At 38.8% G+C, this 16,269-nt stretch carries 15 protein-coding genes, 5 tRNA genes and 2 pseudogenes; 14 read left to right on the forward strand and 8 right to left on the reverse strand.

Features of this window, described 5'->3' with window-relative positions; all coding sequences use genetic code 11:
- Window positions 1-53: 53 nt before the first annotated feature.
- Together SACI_RS12175 and SACI_RS02995 are read right to left on the reverse strand one after the other, a co-directional pair.
- Window positions 54-176 (reverse strand): annotated as a pseudogene (locus SACI_RS12175) (putative integrase); the annotation flags it as partial.
- Between the two features lie 515 nt (window positions 177-691).
- Complete coding sequence (locus tag SACI_RS02995; RefSeq protein ID WP_011277521.1) at window positions 692-1,693, reverse strand: hypothetical protein; 1,002 nt, start codon at window positions 1,691-1,693, stop codon at window positions 692-694.
- 234 nt (window positions 1,694-1,927) lie between these two features.
- Here SACI_RS02995 and SACI_RS03000 point away from each other — a divergent pair, with 234 nt between their 5' ends.
- The 4 genes from SACI_RS03000 to SACI_RS03015 all read left to right on the forward strand — a co-directional run bounded on the left by SACI_RS03000 (window position 1,928) and on the right by SACI_RS03015 (window position 5,684).
- Window positions 1,928-2,224: a hypothetical protein gene (locus tag SACI_RS03000; RefSeq protein ID WP_015385464.1), complete on the forward strand. Its 297-nt coding sequence runs from the start codon at window positions 1,928-1,930 to the stop codon at window positions 2,222-2,224.
- 30 nt (window positions 2,225-2,254) lie between these two features.
- Complete coding sequence (locus SACI_RS03005; protein WP_011277523.1) at window positions 2,255-3,031, forward strand: hypothetical protein; 777 nt, start codon at window positions 2,255-2,257, stop codon at window positions 3,029-3,031.
- The gene (locus tag SACI_RS03010) at window positions 3,015-4,616 is read left to right on the forward strand and encodes a hypothetical protein (RefSeq protein WP_011277524.1); all 1,602 of its coding nucleotides are present in this window, start codon (window positions 3,015-3,017) and stop codon (window positions 4,614-4,616) included. The genes SACI_RS03005 and SACI_RS03010 overlap by 17 nt, the downstream gene beginning before the upstream one ends.
- A gap of 417 nt (window positions 4,617-5,033) precedes the next feature.
- Entirely contained in the window at window positions 5,034-5,684 is a 651-nt protein-coding gene (locus SACI_RS03015) for a recombinase family protein (protein WP_011277525.1), read from the forward strand.
- A 37-nt stretch (window positions 5,685-5,721) separates the two neighbouring features.
- Here the strand turns inward: SACI_RS03015 and SACI_RS03020 are convergent, their stop codons facing one another.
- On the reverse strand, window positions 5,722-6,033 hold the full coding sequence (locus SACI_RS03020) for a hypothetical protein (RefSeq protein WP_011277526.1): 312 nt from the start codon (window positions 6,031-6,033) through the stop codon (window positions 5,722-5,724).
- Window positions 6,034-6,345: 312 nt separating this feature from the next.
- On the opposite strand from SACI_RS03020, the gene SACI_RS03025 reads away from it, so the two are divergent.
- Complete coding sequence (locus tag SACI_RS03025) at window positions 6,346-6,618, forward strand: RIP/P131 family protein (RefSeq protein ID WP_011277527.1); 273 nt, start codon at window positions 6,346-6,348, stop codon at window positions 6,616-6,618.
- On the opposite strand, the gene SACI_RS03030 is transcribed toward SACI_RS03025, so the two are convergent.
- From SACI_RS03030 to SACI_RS03040, 3 genes are all read right to left on the reverse strand, one after another.
- Window positions 6,615-7,892 carry a tyrosine-type recombinase/integrase gene (locus tag SACI_RS03030; RefSeq protein ID WP_011277528.1) on the reverse strand — a complete coding sequence of 426 codons (1,278 nt, stop codon included), beginning with the start codon at window positions 7,890-7,892 and terminating at the stop codon, window positions 6,615-6,617. The two genes, SACI_RS03025 and SACI_RS03030, sit on opposite strands and share 4 nt — an antisense overlap.
- Before the next feature lie 109 nt (window positions 7,893-8,001).
- Window positions 8,002-8,076 (reverse strand) — tRNA-Val (locus SACI_RS03035).
- A gap of 74 nt (window positions 8,077-8,150) precedes the next feature.
- Window positions 8,151-10,046 (reverse strand): beta-CASP ribonuclease aCPSF1, encoded by a 1,896-nt coding sequence (locus SACI_RS03040; protein ID WP_011277529.1) that lies wholly within the window; start codon window positions 10,044-10,046, stop codon window positions 8,151-8,153.
- A gap of 80 nt (window positions 10,047-10,126) precedes the next feature.
- Between SACI_RS03040 and SACI_RS03045 the strand changes: the two genes are divergently transcribed.
- The gene (locus SACI_RS03045; RefSeq protein ID WP_015385466.1) at window positions 10,127-11,182 is read left to right on the forward strand and encodes an NAD(P)-dependent glycerol-1-phosphate dehydrogenase; all 1,056 of its coding nucleotides are present in this window, start codon (window positions 10,127-10,129) and stop codon (window positions 11,180-11,182) included.
- On the opposite strand, the gene SACI_RS03050 is transcribed toward SACI_RS03045, so the two are convergent.
- Window positions 11,179-11,880 carry an FKBP-type peptidyl-prolyl cis-trans isomerase gene (locus SACI_RS03050; protein ID WP_048054423.1) on the reverse strand — a complete coding sequence of 234 codons (702 nt, stop codon included), beginning with the start codon at window positions 11,878-11,880 and terminating at the stop codon, window positions 11,179-11,181. The genes SACI_RS03045 and SACI_RS03050 overlap by 4 nt on opposite strands.
- A 97-nt stretch (window positions 11,881-11,977) precedes the next feature.
- Here SACI_RS03050 and SACI_RS03055 point away from each other — a divergent pair, with 97 nt between their 5' ends.
- From SACI_RS03055 to SACI_RS12180, 8 genes and pseudogenes are all read left to right on the forward strand, one after another.
- Window positions 11,978-12,163 carry a 50S ribosomal protein L37e gene (locus SACI_RS03055; RefSeq protein WP_011277532.1) on the forward strand — a complete coding sequence of 62 codons (186 nt, stop codon included), beginning with the start codon at window positions 11,978-11,980 and terminating at the stop codon, window positions 12,161-12,163.
- Entirely contained in the window at window positions 12,163-13,071 is a 909-nt protein-coding gene (speE, locus tag SACI_RS03060) for a polyamine aminopropyltransferase (protein WP_011277533.1), read from the forward strand. Before SACI_RS03055 ends, speE begins: the two co-directional genes overlap by 1 nt.
- A gap of 34 nt (window positions 13,072-13,105) precedes the next feature.
- Window positions 13,106-13,215, forward strand: a tRNA-Ser gene (locus tag SACI_RS03065).
- A 38-nt stretch (window positions 13,216-13,253) separates the two neighbouring features.
- Window positions 13,254-13,353 (forward strand) — tRNA-Leu (locus SACI_RS03070).
- Between the two features lie 194 nt (window positions 13,354-13,547).
- Window positions 13,548-14,795 (forward strand): adenosylhomocysteinase, encoded by a 1,248-nt coding sequence (gene ahcY, locus SACI_RS03075; protein WP_011277534.1) that lies wholly within the window; start codon window positions 13,548-13,550, stop codon window positions 14,793-14,795.
- Between the two features lie 105 nt (window positions 14,796-14,900).
- The gene (locus SACI_RS03080; RefSeq protein ID WP_011277535.1) at window positions 14,901-15,548 is read left to right on the forward strand and encodes a mechanosensitive ion channel domain-containing protein; all 648 of its coding nucleotides are present in this window, start codon (window positions 14,901-14,903) and stop codon (window positions 15,546-15,548) included.
- A gap of 128 nt (window positions 15,549-15,676) precedes the next feature.
- Window positions 15,677-15,768, forward strand: a tRNA-Ile gene (locus tag SACI_RS03085).
- 303 nt (window positions 15,769-16,071) lie between these two features.
- Window positions 16,072-16,158: pseudogene (locus SACI_RS12180) on the forward strand (putative integrase); the annotation flags it as partial.
- A 22-nt stretch (window positions 16,159-16,180) separates the two neighbouring features.
- Here SACI_RS12180 and SACI_RS03090 read toward each other — a convergent pair.
- Window positions 16,181-16,255, reverse strand: a tRNA-Val gene (locus SACI_RS03090).
- Between the last annotated feature and the right edge of the window lie 14 nt (window positions 16,256-16,269).

Genomic DNA, 16,269 nt, shown 5'->3' on the forward strand with positions numbered 1-16,269 from the left:
GGGGGAGTACTCCCCACATCCTCATTTCGAATGTAAAACTCTACTATCTTGTCTAAGGGACCAACGTAATGTTCCTTTACCTTACCGTCTCGACCCCTCTCTATGGAGTAAACATAATACTTATTCCCTCTCTGACGTATTTTATATTGCCCAGCAACGAAAGTCCTATAACCCATATATTAACTATGCCCTTTTCAGATAATTAAAGTTTAAAAGGAATTGTCACGATCAAATCTAAAATTGAAAGTAAGGGGTAAAACTCTTCATTAACAATACTAATAAATGGTTTATTATCATTATTTTTTAAATTCGACTAGGGAAGGTGTCTTTTTATTCGTCATTTTCAAGCCTTGTATTATGGTTACCAATTCGCGTTTATAACTATTGTTAACGCGTAAAAAGTTACCAAATTTTACCTAGAGTTTAAAGTTAACGATAAAAACTCCTCAGGCTCACAAGAATTGAATAATTTATAAATATGATGATTATATTATACGTGAGATTAAAGGGCAGTATTATGTGTATAACATATGGGCCCGCTGGGATTTGAACCCAGGACCTCCGCCTTGTAAGGACTCTTTTTGTTACCAATTCACGCCTGAGTAACGCTGTAAAGTTACCAAAGTCCAACTTTTTGCACAAAACAACATTAAAATTCTGTATTAAACATAAAACCAATCCATGAGATGCGTTACCCTTTCAACCCGTTTATAACTGAGCTGATGAACTGCTCGTATTTTTTCCAAAGACCAAGCTCATTCCAGTATAAGCGAATGCGGTCCCACAAAGGCTGTCCGCTTCCTAACGCCATACAGCAAGCTATAGTCAACGCTACCTCCACGTTAGGTAACCTAGGTATGCGTTTAGGCGATTTCTTGAAGAAGCTGAATACTCCATTCTTCTCCCTCTCCTTGCGGACTTCCCTGACCTTCTTGACGAAGAGCGGGTAGAACTTGTTGACAAGATAGTCAGCCTGGAACTTTATCTCAACATCCGAGATGGATGCGTAGATATAACCAAACTGACAAGGTTCCTCGAGATGGCTGAAGGTCTCTGGCGGAGCTTCAGTATCACGGGCTAGCGACTCGGTCGCCATGAGCTTTATACTGTCTTCGTTAGTAGAATAGTAAAACACGAGGAACTCGAGGTTATTCTCGTCAAGTCTCTTCTTCGTCTTCTTAATTCTCCCCTTCGCCTCCTTAAACTTCGAGATATTAATCGGCATAATTAGGGGTACTCTGAATAAGTCCCTCGAGAACTCTGATGGACGTTTAAGAGCAAAGCTGTCTTTTAGAGACTCAAAGCCCTTAACACTTTCTACTACTTTCTTCAGCTCCCCCTCAACCCCTGCGTCCCCCTCCCAGCGAGATAACGACGGGAAGACTTCTTCGAAAAACGCATCACCGTCGAGCAACCCGTCAGTCGTGACGTCCTCCGCTCCTCCTATGCTATCTCCACACACCCACTCACGTTCTTGCTTCTTTACTACACCCTCTTTATTCAGCTCTTCGAGAACATTATTAATGTGACCCTTAGAGATATATTCATTATACTTTTCCCTGAACCTCTCTTGAATATTCTTATATGAAGGGCGTTCTCCCTTAGCGCAGAGCTCTATTACTAATTTCTTTGCAAGCTCCTTTTTCTTTTCATCATCCGTGGCAACTTTCTCGTTCTTTTTTACGCCAACCACAATTAAAATTCATCTATTTCTTTATTTTAAACAATTCTCAGATTAGTAGGAATGCCCAACTACATTGAAAAATAACATGTAAAACTGAGTGGAACACTATAAATTAGAGTTAAGATTCAAAAAATTCGAAGAGTTCACTTCAAGTTCACTGTGAGTTCACTCAAGACTTCGACGTTTTCAACTCAATCAGTGAACCTCAAATATATATCGAGTGAATTAAATTGTAAACTTTTGGTGACTGAAAAAACGAAAGAAGTTAGCCAGCTGTTAATTCCAGACTTAAAGATAAGAAAAACAAATAAGGGCAAAAAGGGGTACGTATATCTTATCCAACTTCCTCAACGTTTTAACAAATTACTAAGAGCTGGGCTTTATGACATTACTATAGTCTTAAACAACGGTTCGGAAATTCCTGTAGGGACTAAAAGGGTTTGGATAATGAACGATAGGTTGTGGTTAACCCTGCCAAGAGCGTTAGCAAAGACTTGGGAGCAAGAAAAAATCGTCGACCTGGTCATAAGGCAAGTATAGGTACTGAAGGGGTAGAAAGGGGAGGGATATATGTTAAAGTCAAATAACACTCTGCTCAAAGATTTAAAAGTTTATCACCATCTTTCTCTAGAATATGTTAAGAAGAATTACAAGGAAGAGGAAGTCAGAGAGCTGTTGATGAGTGGGCTGGCAAAGGTTGAGAAGCTCAGTGCTCATATTGATGGGCCCTATAGAGACTACCTAGTCTATCGGGCCATAGATGAGATTGACGTTAATACGATAAAGAAGTTCTTAGGGTTAGTGTCAGAAGATTTTGGGAATGACGTATATTGGGCTTTCAGAATCAAGTTGTATGTCTACATCTGGGGCGAGTCTGAAAATCTCTACGTCAAGAAGTCGAAGTTTGACGATATCGTTGAGTACATCTTAGAACATTATTTAGCTGAGGTCTACTTCTCGTTCTGTCCACACTTTGAGCCTAACCACAGGGCGGAAAGTGTAGTAGAATGCCAGTGGCTCTTCTATGATATCGATAACGTGAACGAAACGGTGCTCAGGAACCTCTCTAGACTCTCGCCTAGACCAGTTGTGATCCTCTATTCGGGGCATGGTGCACACTTATATTACAAGTTGTCCCGGAAAGTACGCACAGAAGAATACAAGAAGATCTGGCAAAGATTCGCTAAGCGTTACTTGACACAATATCTAAATAAGATAGATAAAACGAAAAGCGGACCTTACGTTTTAGCTAGACTCCCGGGAACTCTCAATTGCAAAGACCCTGAAAATCCCGTAAGGACTATCGCAATTTTTCAAGAAGGTGATTTGATTGAAGTTAGAATTTAACGAACTAGCTGAGTTTCTTAACCAGAAGTTTAAGGAAAAGTTCTCAGAGTGGACTGGGAAATGTAAGCAGTATAGCAGCTATGTAGTCTGCAATTGCCCGTTACACCCACCTGATAAACGCCCATCTTTAGTCCTAACGAAACTTGGAAAGGCCTTTGATAATCACGCTCAGAAGTATGGCGATAAGGTCACGTACAGTATCGAGGAGTTTTTCAAAAAATTAGGGATAGAAGGGCCTGAGTTTCAAGGTGATATGAAAGATAAGAAAGAGAAAGAGAAGGCTATCGTGAAAGATGAGATAAAAGTAGAAACTGCAGAAGAAGTAGAAGAAGATGAGGCCAAAGAGGACATAAAGGAAATGATATTAGACCTATTTGTGGTCTCAACAATAACCATAGGGAAAGAGGCTTACTTCTTTGTAAAAGACGATAGAGGATATTGGTATTACGATGAAAAGACGAGTGAGGCAATACTGAGGACTAAGATAATAAACTTCCTAGATATGTATAACGTTAAGACTTCAGACTACCAAATCAACACAATATTAAACGCTATAAGGGGAAAGACTGATGTTGATGAGTACTCTTTCGATATTGTGAATAGTGAAGGGGAGTGTACCGTTGTAACGCCCTTTAAGAATGGGCTATACTGCGACGGTAAGCTGATAAATAACTTTAGGGGCATTTGGACTTATCACCTACCCTATGAGTATAGAGAAATAAGCGGAAACGAAGTTGAACAGTTGTTGAACAAGTTAAGCGGTTACTATCCTAATATTGATGATGTATTAAACATTATGGCCTTACCTTTCATCAATAGGGTTCAAAGGAAGGTGGTCATTCTATATGGCCCACCTAGAGGCGGAAAGGACTATCTAATTGAAAAGATACTTATGAGTTTCGTTAAAATCACATCTCTAAGGCCAGAGGTGGTTACGGGGGATTCTAGGTTCGAGCTGTGTGGCCTTTGGAACTTTAGAGCAGTCTACATAGGTGAAGTGGAGTATATTGGAAGTAAGTTGGCTACATTCCTAGATAATTTAAGTGGCGGTGTTCTAATGAAGGCTGAGTGTAAGAACAAGGCTCCAATAGAGATGGTCTTTAAAGGGCCAGTCTACTTGAGCGCTAATAGGCTGATAATAGAGGATTTGCCTTCAGGCTTTTACGATAGGGCTGAGGTTGTAGTCTTTAAGAATAGGTTTAATGCGCCTAAGTATATCCTAGATGAAAGCGAGAAAGAAGTGCTGATAAATATCCTTATTAGAAGAGCTCAGGCCCTATCTGAGAAGGAAGAGATCCATGTAGGGGTCAATTTCGACAAATTTATGGAAAGTGGTAGTAAATGTGAAGAGGTAATTGGCCTAATCAAAAGCGGTGATAAAATACTCTCTTTGAGGCAAATTCGTGATTGGTTAGAAACCACTTGTGCTAAGTTTAACCTACCACTGCTAATGAGCGATAAAGAATTAGGGAAAAGGTTAGAGGAGTTAAGAGTCCATAAAGAGAGGGGGAATTTGTATACTGTTGACTTACCTTCTGATGAAGAGGTAAGAGAACTCTTTTCTGATGTAGAGAAAGAGTCGTGAGAAAAATTCTATTTTCATCTTCTCTTTCTGTTTTTATCACAAAAACGCAAGCTGAAGGGTAGCCTGAAGGGTACCCCGTTTTTGGAAAAGAAACAAAAAGTGGCTTTCTTTAAAAAAATAACCCCCATCCTTCAGATCACCCTTCAGGTCATTTAATTTCAAGAAAGGGTATAAAATTTGTATTTCAAAAAATTCAATTTTCACTCAGCTGAAACTGACAAAAATTCAAAAGCTGAGGCCTCATAAACTTTTGGTTTATCTAATAGCTAAACTTTTTGGTTTGCGTGTCTGCGGGGATGCCTTTGTACAGCCGTACAAAACCCCCGTTTAACCATACCGCATGGCGAAATTAATTCACCATAAACCTTCATGGCGAATAAAAAATCCTTATAAGTTCATGGCTAATTAATTTCTTCTGTGAAGGCGCTGGGTTACGCTAGAGTGAGCGTGGAAGACGAGAGGATTGAGAACCAAATCGCTGAAATTAGCGCTTATGCGAAGAATAACGGGATTGAGCTGATGAAGATATTCACAGACGTGGGAGTCTCTGGCTCAAAGCCCGCTTTAGAGCGTGAAGGATTCAAATCGCTAATGCAGGCTAGCGAGTTATTAGACGTTAAGACTATAGTGATTTATGACTTGACTAGGCTAGGTCGAGATCTATTCGATCTAGTAACCACTTATAAAACGTTGTTAGAAAAAGGATACAATGTTCTATTCGTAAAGCACCCTGAGTTAAACGTCACCCAGAGCTCGCCGATTGGTGAAGCCCTCAGAAAGGCGCTGTTAGTACTCTTGGGAGCTGTAGCTGAGCTGGAGAGAGCTTTCATCAGAGAGAGGACCGTAAGCGGTCTAGCGAGGGCTAAGGCTCAAGGCGTGAAGCTGGGCAGAAAACCCGCAGACATCCCAGTGGAGCTGGTTAAACGTTACTTGAAGATGGGAGCTACTAAGAAGTTCATCTACGCTAAATTAGTTGAGGACGGCTTTCTGCGTTATAAAGAGAAGGGTGTAGAGCGCGTCATGTCGTACGACTGGTTCTTAAAGAGAATGAAGAAGGAAGGACTCTAGTCATTACTGGCTTAATTTATCTTTTGAGCATGCCTTTTTATTCTCTCTTTTGCGTGTTAACTTTTAGGTTAACACGTGCAATCTCTTCATCAATCTCTCTAAGCACTCTCTCAAAGACACCTCTAAGCTTCAACAACAACTCTAATTTGTCCTTATCAGATAATAATGAAAATAAACCTATGATCGTGTCATCTGAAGCATGTATTTCGCCTTTAGACATCTTGTATAGGGAGATACGCGATATCCCCAAACTTTCAGCGATTTCAGTAACAGGGAGCTTGGATCTCTGCAGAACAAAGTTAACTACGAACTCCCTTTCATCAGGGCTTAGGTGCTTAACCCACTCCATGTGTTAACTTTAAAGTTAACCCGATAATAAACTTTGAGTCATCTCAGTACAGCTGTACTGAGTTCCCCTGAAAGTCGACGCTCTAATATAAACGAGGTGCAAATCGCCTTGGTCAATTTATTTGCTTTTTTGCAACGAGGCTGGACTCCCCTTGGTTTATGACCACATAGAATTCAGAATGGTGAAAAATATAACATATTAGGGCGGGCATTAGATTGTTCTGAGCGCTAGCGCTTTTGTCTCCATAAACTCCACGTTCCAAAACGCCGTGATTAAAAAACGCTTAAATGCTCTAAAGCAGAGCTTTAAAACATGATGGAGTTGAAGCATAAGAAAGAGGAGTATGCGAAGGAATTAATAAATCTGCTCAGCAGGTTCATGAGCGGTAAGATAAGCTACCCTGTGCTTTCCCTAAGGCTAACAGGCATAGAGGCAAAGGTCCATGAGTCAGGCTTTGAGGACTTAGTGAGGCTAATACATGAGCTCCTCAAGGCGATTAGGGAAGCAGAGAGAAAGGGTTCAAATGAAATTAACAAGTTAGTTAGACCATACGTGGAGAAACTTGAGAGTATTGCAAAGGGTTAGAGTATTCTAGGAGCGTGTTTCTCATAAGCGTATCTTAGCTCCTCTTCTGATATAACAAAGTAGTGCTCCTGCAGGATCCTAAACTGCTGTGGAGGAACTCTACCCTGCAGTATATTCACGACCATTGGTGAAACACCCTGCTTTATCATGTAAGAGGCAAAGAAGCTCCTCAAGTCGTATAGCCTGAACTCACGACCTAGTACTCTCTTCATAGCATTCTTTATGTCGAAACGCAGTGAATCATCACGGAATGGGAAGAACTTGTTGAACCATAATGTAACGTCAATTCCTTGCTCAGGGTTAGCCTCTGCCAACTTTTTGACGTTCTCTAAATATCGTGAAACGAAGTCCTCACGATAAGGTAAATACACCTCTTTTAACCACTTAGCAGTGTTTTCGTGAAGGAATGTTATGTAAGCCCTCTTAGTCTCGTTCTCCTTCATTAGCTTAATCACGCGGTGTTCTAGGTCAACCTGTTCCACAGTGAGCGATAAGACTTCACCAGTCCTTAGGCCAGTCTCTGCTAGGACTAAGAAGAATGCCTTAGCACCAATATCCTGTATATTATTAAATATTCTCTTTAGGATATCAATCGACAAGTTCATGGGCCTATATTTTGTCTTTCCCCTGGGTGTCTTAAATGAGTCGTAGAGTAGTCTAGCTAACGCAGGGTCTCTTAACTTAACTACTTCCTTAATGAATAATTTTAGTGCTTTGACAGTATGTTCAGCCTTTCCATTACTCTCAGCCATCAGGTCTAGAATGTATTCCTTTAGGCCTTCAGGCGTTAAAGTGTTTCCTAGGTCAGCTAAAGCGCGCTTCAAGTAGTTTAGCCTATCCTTTGCAGTCTTAGTAGATTTGGTCTCTTTCAGCAGTTTTTCGAAAAGCTGAATATCCTCCTGTGTGACTATATACTCCTTTGCAGTCTCTTTTATTAAATCGCCAAAGTACTTATGCAAAAAGAATAGGAAGATATTCCTAAAGCTAGGATCCTTTGAGGCTTTTACCATTACCCTTAAGATATCTGAAGGGGTAACATCTGAATAATCAATGCCATGGACAATTTTAACAACTTCATCAACTGGTAACGCTTTCATTACTTCATTAACGATCTCATCAGGAGGCTCAATCTCTTTACCCCTCTCATCATAGCCCCTAACGTATAAGTACAACTGCTTCTTACTCCTATTAGTAATTTCTGTGAGCTTAGGATAGCCTAGAAGTTCAACAGCCCTCTTGAGAAGTTCTCTTCTCTGTTCCTTAGAGAGTTCCATAATATATAGATATCAATATTTGGTATATATTCATTACCAACTTTTCCATCAAACGTTACCCACGTCAAAATCTATGTGAAGAGAAACCATTTCAATTAATGTAAAAGTATGGGCCCGCTGGGATTTGAACCCAGGACCTCCGCCTTGTAAGGGCGACGTCCTAACCAGGCTAGACGACGGGCCCTCAAGCTATTAATTACTTAGCGGGATTTTAAAAGTTTAATTACGACATTTGATAGGAGATAAGACGCTTGTAACTTATATTGTTCTAATGCTTTCCAGAATTTTTGGTGCGTATACGTTATCTATACCCTTTATTTTACCACTTTCTACCAATCTCTTGAATGAACTTATTGCGGAAGGCTCTCCATGATTTAATACTAAGTTCTTTGGTTTTACGTTTAAATTCCTTAAAAACGCTAGTAGTTGCCTCCTGTCACTGTGTCCTGAAAATCCCTCTACAACTCCTATTTCCATATTTACTTTTATGTTTTCAACCCTTCCGTCCCTGTCAAGTATCTGTATGTCTTTAGCTCCATCTCTAACTTTTCTTCCCAGTGTGCCCTCTGCTTGGTAACTGACAAAGACTATTGAGTTCCTTGTATCATGAGCCATATTTTTGAAGAACTCTACTGCTGGGCCTCCATTTAGCATTCCTGAAGTTGCTATTATGATACTTGGCTCACCTTGGGCAATATCTTCCTTATATCCTTCGATTCTCTTGAAGAACTCTGACATAAATGGGTTTTCGTCCCTATAAAGTATTGCCTCCCTCAACTCCCTACTCAACCACTCAGGATAGGCAGTATGTATAGCAGTTATCTCGTCTACCATTCCTGTTATATAGACGGGGACTTCTGGTATTTTCTTATTTTTCATTGCGTCGTTTATGACAAGCATTATTTCCTGTCCTCTCCCTACTGACAATACTGGGATTAGTACTTTTCCTCCTTTACTTATTGTCTTGTTTATTATATCAATCAGCTTTGCCTCTGATTCTTCTCTGTTTTCCTGGTCATGTGCTCCATAAGTTGTCTCCATAATCATTGTGTCAACCCTTATGAACTCATCGTTAGCCTTGTCTAGGAGCTTTGTCCTAGCGTACTTGAAATCACCAGTGTACACTACATTATGTAATCCTTCCCCAATGTGTAGGTGTGCCATTGCTGAACCTAATATATGTCCAGCATTGTAAAACGTTAGCTTCACGTCAGGGGCTATATCAGTGACTTCGCCATAATCAAGTGTTATAGTGTGTAGTAGTTCCCTTCTTACCTCCTTAGCGGTGTAAGGTATTGGTCTTCCTTCCTTCTCAGCCACATCGAGTGCGTCTAACTGGGCTAATGCCATTATATCCCTTGTTGGTGGTGTCATGTATACAGGCCCTTCATAACCATACTTGAAAAGTAGTGGAACCATACCACAGTGGTCTAAATGTGCATGTGTTATTACTACAGCGTCAATATCCTCAAGTTTAACTTGGTCAATGTCTATCCTTGGGAATAATTTTTCGCCATAGGAAACACTTGGGTTTAAGCCCACATCAAGTAAGATCTTACTTTCTGGGGTTTCTACAAGTACTGCTGACCTACCAACTTCATTAAATCCTCCTAATCCTGTTATCCTCACAAACCTATCCTTAAACAGGATATCTCTATGAATCCTTTCTCCAAATACTCTTAGTGCCTTTGCCCTATACTCTGTCTCATTGTATATGTGGGTTAATACTCCATCATAAGTCCTTGACTTCAGAGGTGGTTCTCTTACTATTATTGGTCTCCAGTAGGTTTCAGCAAATATCTTCTGTTGTATTGACCCACCTTTACCTATTACAAGTCCTGGCTTTTTAGCCTTTATTAGTACCTCTCCTAATTCGTCGTCAAACTTAATGTCTATTATTTGAGCCTCTTGCGGTACTATGTTTTTTATTATTTCTTTTGTTTCCTCTTTATCTTTCCTTGACTTTGGATCTGCTTTCACAACGACACGTTTCTTTATTTCCTTCGCTATTTTCTTTACTGTTTCACCGTCTACAACAGCAGGGTTCCTAACGTACACGGCTATTTCTGGTCCTTCAAAATCTATTTTTGAAATACCTGCCTCTTTAGGCATACCATTGTATATTGCATTGACTATGTTTAATCTGATTGACACAGATTCCACCAGACCTAGAAGTAGTTACTTACACGTATGATTGGTAATTTTTAATATTTAAATTCTTGTTATATAAGACTGTGGAAATCAAGGAACATATCATTAATTTACCCAAACATATCTACACTGGGTATGGCATTTTAGACAATTTTAGAAATTACTTACAGACATTAAATTTACCTCAACCCTTTCTTGTGATTACAGGACCCGTAATACACCAAGAGATATTTTCGAAGAGAATAGAAGAGCATATCAAGGATTTCAAATATGAAGTAGTAATAGTAAACAAATCTGATTTATCTGAAGCGGAAAAAGTTGAGGATATTGCAAGACAAAAAGGCATAAAAACTATATTAGGAGTAGGAGGAGGTACGGTAATTGATATTGCGAAGTTTACAGCATATAAGATAGATAGAGAGTTTATTAGCATTCCTACTTCACCATCTCATGATGGTATTACATCACCCTTTGCTGCAATAAAAGGGCTTGGGAAACCTATCTCAATTAAAGCAAAGGAACCTCTAGCTATAATCTCTGATGTGGAGATCTTAGCCTCAGCCCCAAGAAGATTAATAAATGCAGGCATAGGTGATACCTTAGGTAAGATCACTGCAGTTAGAGATTGGAGATTGGCTCATAAGTTGAGGGGTGAATATTATGGAGACTATACTGCCTCTCTGGCTTTAATGTCAGCAAGACATGCATTATCATGTACTAAGATTATTAATAAGGATATAAGGGCAGGAGTAAGGGTTTTAACAGAAGCATTAATTAGTAGCGGAGTTGCAATGGGTATGGCTGGTAGCACTAGACCAGCTAGTGGGTCTGAACACCTTTTTGCTCATGCAATCGAATTACTTTATCCTAATCTTGGTCTTCATGGGGAATTGGTGGCTTTAGGAACTATTATGATGGCATATATACATGGAATAAATTGGAGGAGAATTAGAAGAGCTATGAAAAAAATTGGTCTACCGGTAACGTCAAAACAGATAGGAATACCGGATGAAGGAATAATAAAAGCATTAACAATTGCACATAGTATAAGACCTGAGAGATATACAATTTTAGGTGACAGAGGTTTAACATGGGAGTCTGCAGAGAAAATAGCCAGAGAGACGGGAGTTATAAGTTAACTAAAAGTATCTTTTTGGAAATTCTCGATAAAGGACACTACAGACTCTGGTAACACATAGTTTATGATATCCCTCGCTAGCATGTAAATAACTAATTGAAAATCTTCAACCTTATAATAGTCCTTAGGGACAGTAATTTTCAAGTTCTTTTTATCCTCTCCCAATTCTATACCGAACTTATCTGCATTGTTTTTCCCAAGCCACTTCTCTAAAACAGCCTTAACCTTATCCTTCTCATCCTGCAAAACCTTAACTACTTTAACCTTATAGATGACTGTTTTGTCTGCCAACGGATGATTGAAGTCTAAAACTACCCTCCCTCCTGTTACACTTTTCACTGTTGCAACAGAGCCGTCTGTAAATCTTACCATCATATTCGGATAGGGGTTTACTCCCCTCTTCTTAAGATCGCCTAGGGATACAATTCTTACCTTCGTAGGATCTTTCTTTCCATATGCTTTTTCTGGTGGTATTTCAACCTCCTTTTCTTCTCCTGCATTCATCTGATATATAGCCTCTTCCAATCCAGAAATTATTGAATGTTCGCCTAGTATCACAAGTTTTGGTTCGTACTTTACATTGTTACTATAAATGTTAGCCTTCTTAGCTTCCTCTTCTATTGTAGTATCGAAAATTTCTCCGGTATCTTTTACCTTAGCAACATAATCAATATAGACAAAATCTTTATCCTTAAACATTTGTATCTCAAAATTCATAGCAGTAACAGTTTTTAAAGCTATACCTGTACTGAGGATAAAGTTAAAAATCACTGAGTAACTTAGATTATGAACAAGAATGAAAGGAACGCCGTCATTTGGTAAGATGAATAAAACACCAACCCATGTAAGATGCAGACGTTGTGGAAGAAATAGCTTTAATGCCAGAAAAGGTTATTGTGCAGCATGTGGATTTGGAAGAAGTAAGAAGATAAGAAGGTACAGTTGGCAGAATAAAAAAGTAAATGGAGTGAGATTAGTATAATGTTCGAATGGACTTGGCACCTAGAATGGCAGACGCCACAAGAATTTCATGCACATGCCATTAAGAGGATATTGATAGAGGAGAGAAGCGAATTTCAGAGAGTCATATTAGCTGAACTGTTTCGATTTGGAAAAGCACTAATTATAGATGGTAAGATTCAATCCACATTAGCTGATGAGTTTATATATCATGAATCGTTAGTTCATCCTCTTCTTATATCCCTAGAAGATCCTGAAAATATTCTTATACTAGGTGGCGGAGAGGGAGCAACACTTAGGGAAGCACTTAGATACAAAAGTGTGAGAAAGGTTACAATGGTAGATATAGATCCCGTTGTAATAAAATTTGCAAAGCAAAACCTACAAGAATGGCATATGGGAAGCTTTGACGATAGTAGAACTAATCTGATAATAGGAGACGGATATAAATTTGTTAAGGAAACTAATGAAAAATATAATGCGATTATACTAGATTTAACAGACCCTATACAGGATTCACCTTCACAATTACTCTATACAAGCGAATTTTACAGAGATTTAAAGAGTATAATTACCCCTAACGGTGGTCTGGTAACACAAGCTACCTCTCCATCCTTTAGTTTAGACACCTTTGCCATTATATATAGTACACTAAAAACGGTATTCAAAAATGTGAGTGCAGGTATAACTTATGTACCCTCTTTTGACGGACTATGGGGATTTATATATGCTTCTGATGTGACAAATCCAGCTCATCTAAATAGGAACCAGATAAATGACAGAATTAAAGAGAGAGTTACAGGTTCTTTACGTTTCTATGACGGAGAGACACATGAAATGTTATTTAGAGTACCTAAGTATATAAGAGAAAAAATAGAAAACGAAAAAAGAGTTTCGACCCGTGAGAATCCAGTAGCTACACCAGCATAAGTTTATTTTTAGTTTCAACGTATAGGTAAATAGTGCCGGGGTGCCCGAGCGGACCAAGGGGGTAGGCTCGAGACCATTTCCAGCGTCAAGGCGGGCGACCTACTGCCTCTCCGAGGCACGCGGGTTCAAATCCCGCCCCCGGCGTTAGTTTAAAATTCTCCAATTTATATCATATATTGATTGCGGGGGTGCCCGAGCAAGGTCAAAGGGGTCGGGCTCAGGACCATATGGTGAGACCCCCGATGGTGTAGGCCTGCGTGGGTTCAAATCCCACCCCCCGCAATTTTAGATATGACATGTTTCATAATCTATTTTGTTCAGATTTTCTATACATAGCTCAAGGTATGAGATACCTCTCATTAAATGTTGATTAGAATAACAAGTGTGTAGATATTAGGACTCCATATTAATTTGATAAGCTCCTATGAATGTCTCAGATAAACAAACTTTTTTACATATTATTTCATTAAGCTTTTATGGACTATAGAGTTAAAGACCTAAGTTTAGCTGAGCAGGGAAGGAAGCAGATAGAATGGGCTGAATTGCATATGCCAGCCCTAATGGAAATTAGAAAACGATTCAATGCCGAAAAGCCCCTAGATGGAATAAGAATAGGTGCAGTGCTTCATGTAACCAAAGAGACAGCAGTATTAGTTGAAACACTTAAAGCTGGAGGCGCTGAAATAGCTCTAGCTGGTAGTAATCCATTGTCCACACAAGATGATGTAGCTGCAGGATTAGCTAAGAACGGAATTCATGTTTACGCATGGAGAGGGGAGACAGAAAAGGATTATTATGATAACATAAGAGAGATCCTGAAATATGAACCACATGTTATCATGGATGATGGAGGAGATCTTCATGCATATGTTCATGAGAATAATTTAACGTCTAAAATTGTTGGAGGCACTGAAGAGACAACCACAGGAGTAATTAGACTAAAAGCAATGGAAGAGGAGAAGGTTTTAAAATACCCTGTCATTGCAGTAAACAACGCTTTTACAAAATATCTTTTTGATAACAGAATAGGAACAGGACAAAGTACTATCGATGGAATCCTAAGAGCCACAAATATTCTAATTGCAGGAAAAGTTGCAGTGGTGATAGGTTACGGATGGGTAGGAAGAGGTATAGCGAGCAGATTTAAGGGAATGGGCGCTAGGGTAATCGTAGTAGAATCATCCCCATTTAGAGCGTTAGAGGCATTAATGGACGGATTTGATGTAATGACTATGAATAGAGCTTCTGAAATCGGAGATATATTTGTAACAGCAACAGGTAACCTGAATGTAGTTAGTAGAGATCATATACTGAGAATGAAGGATGGCGCAGTTCTAGCAAATTCTGGACACTTTAACGTTGAAATTGATGTTAAAGGATTGAAAGAGATTAGCGTGGAAACTAGAGAGGTTAGACAAAACTTAGAAGAATATAAACTTAGAAATGGAAAAAGAATATACTTACTTGCAGATGGTAGACTTGTAAATCTTGTAGCAGCAGAGGGACATCCTAGTGAGGTCATGGATTTAAGTTTCTGTAACCAGGCTTTATCAGTTGAGCATCTAATTAAAAATAAGGGAAAATTAGAAAACAAGGTCTATAATGTTCCCATAGAGATAGATGAACAAGTAGCCAGATTAAAACTTAAAGCGTTAGGAATAGAGATAGAAGAGTTAACTATAGAGCAAAAAGAGTATATAAAACAATGGAAGTATGGAACATAATCTTTTTCATTTTAATTCTAAATTAAGTCAACTAAAAATAGATAAAATTTATTTGTTACAAAAAGTTTAAGAGTAACTATAATTATTCGTACTCTAGACATAGTTATGGCTGAAGATAAAGTAAAGATTAGTTCAAAAATTCTTTCTTCAGTAGCCAAAACAATAATATTTGTCATCGTATTTGTTATAATAGAAGCTATTGTAAACAATTTTCTTCCATCTTTACTTAGTCAAATAAGTCTAAATTTTCCTCCATTAGTTCAAGGCTCTGTAAACATTCAACCGTACTTACCTTACATAAATATACTATTGAGTTTATTATTTGGTTATCTGATAATAACCGAAATCTCTAACGTAATATACTGGAATCTAAGAATAAAATACGATCATCCGGTCGCACATAGTGTAAGAAACGTTATAAGAATATTAGGAGTAGGAGTTCTAGGTGCGACTATTGCAGGAGCTGTTGCAGGAGGAGTTGCAGGAGTTGCCCTTGGGGGATTTATTGGAGTAGTAATAGGATTTGCAACACAGCAGGTATTAGGACAGGCAGTAGCAGGATTATTTGTGTTAATAGCTAGACCATTCAAGATCGGCGATCAGGTAAACGTTGGAGGCGATATTGGAGTTGTTGAGGATATCACAACACTGTTTACTATAATTAATAAAGGAGACCAACTAGTGCTAATCCCTAACAATACGCTCATAGGAAGTAAAATATATGTGATAAAGAATAATACTCAAAAGAAGTAACTCGTACTAAATGAATGCTTTCATGTGTATAAACTATAATTTATCTTTCCAATTCCTTTCTAGGGAAAATATCATAACCTTATCACGGCATAACTTTTTAAAAGGTAACTATTTTATTATGTTATAGTGGGCCCGTAGCTTAGCCCGGTAGAGCGCCCGGCTCATAAACTATGTATGTGGAGAGACCGGGTGGTCCGGGGTTCAAGTCCCCGCGGGCCCAGTATATTAGAACTTTATAAGGAATAGCAGACATATAATGATAATTTCAGTGTGATTTTATATTTTATCTTTTCATTTAGATTAAATAAAAAATCTAAATCGATAAATCATATCTTCTAAAAGTTAATCCTCTTATGTACCTTCTGTTTTGATTCAAATCTGTAATAACGATTCAGCTTCTCTAAAGGTACGATATTCACAGAATTAATAACGATAATTAAAGTGTAGGTTTAACGAGAGAGTAATTACATCACAGACATAACGATTATTCTATATAAACGAAAATTGGGAAGCGCTCAGTTGCATGAAAAAAGAACATTCCGCTTTTTCTTACGTTAGACCTTTAGCTGACGTGATTAAGACTTACTTGAAATTGAAAGATGGAAGCGGAGGTGTGGGGGTTATCCCCCAAATGGGCCCGCTGGGACTTGAACCCAGGATTTCTGCCGCGTCAGGGCAGCGTCCTAACCAGGCTAGACGACGGGCCCTCTCTAATAGTTTA

The sequence above is a fragment of the Sulfolobus acidocaldarius DSM 639 genome (genome assembly GCF_000012285.1).
Lineage (GTDB): Archaea > Thermoproteota > Thermoprotei_A > Sulfolobales > Sulfolobaceae > Sulfolobus > Sulfolobus acidocaldarius.

Bases quoted from the DNA above. Each gene is read 5' to 3' on its own strand.
- SACI_RS03005 (WP_011277523.1), top strand. From the start codon at position 2,255: ATGTTAAAGTCAAATAACACTCTGCTCAAAGATTTAAAAGTTTATCAC.
- SACI_RS03020 (WP_011277526.1), bottom strand. From the start codon at position 6,033: ATGGAGTGGGTTAAGCACCTAAGCCCTGATGAAAGGGAGTTCGTAGTT.
- SACI_RS03025 (WP_011277527.1), top strand. From the start codon at position 6,346: ATGATGGAGTTGAAGCATAAGAAAGAGGAGTATGCGAAGGAATTAATA.
- SACI_RS03030 (WP_011277528.1), bottom strand. From the start codon at position 7,892: ATGGAACTCTCTAAGGAACAGAGAAGAGAACTTCTCAAGAGGGCTGTT.
- SACI_RS03050 (WP_048054423.1), bottom strand. From the start codon at position 11,880: ATGTTTAAGGATAAAGATTTTGTCTATATTGATTATGTTGCTAAGGTA.
- SACI_RS03055 (WP_011277532.1), top strand. From the start codon at position 11,978: ATGAAAGGAACGCCGTCATTTGGTAAGATGAATAAAACACCAACCCAT.
- speE (WP_011277533.1), top strand. From the start codon at position 12,163: ATGTTCGAATGGACTTGGCACCTAGAATGGCAGACGCCACAAGAATTT.
- ahcY (WP_011277534.1), top strand. From the start codon at position 13,548: ATGGACTATAGAGTTAAAGACCTAAGTTTAGCTGAGCAGGGAAGGAAG.
- SACI_RS03080 (WP_011277535.1), top strand. From the start codon at position 14,901: ATGGCTGAAGATAAAGTAAAGATTAGTTCAAAAATTCTTTCTTCAGTA.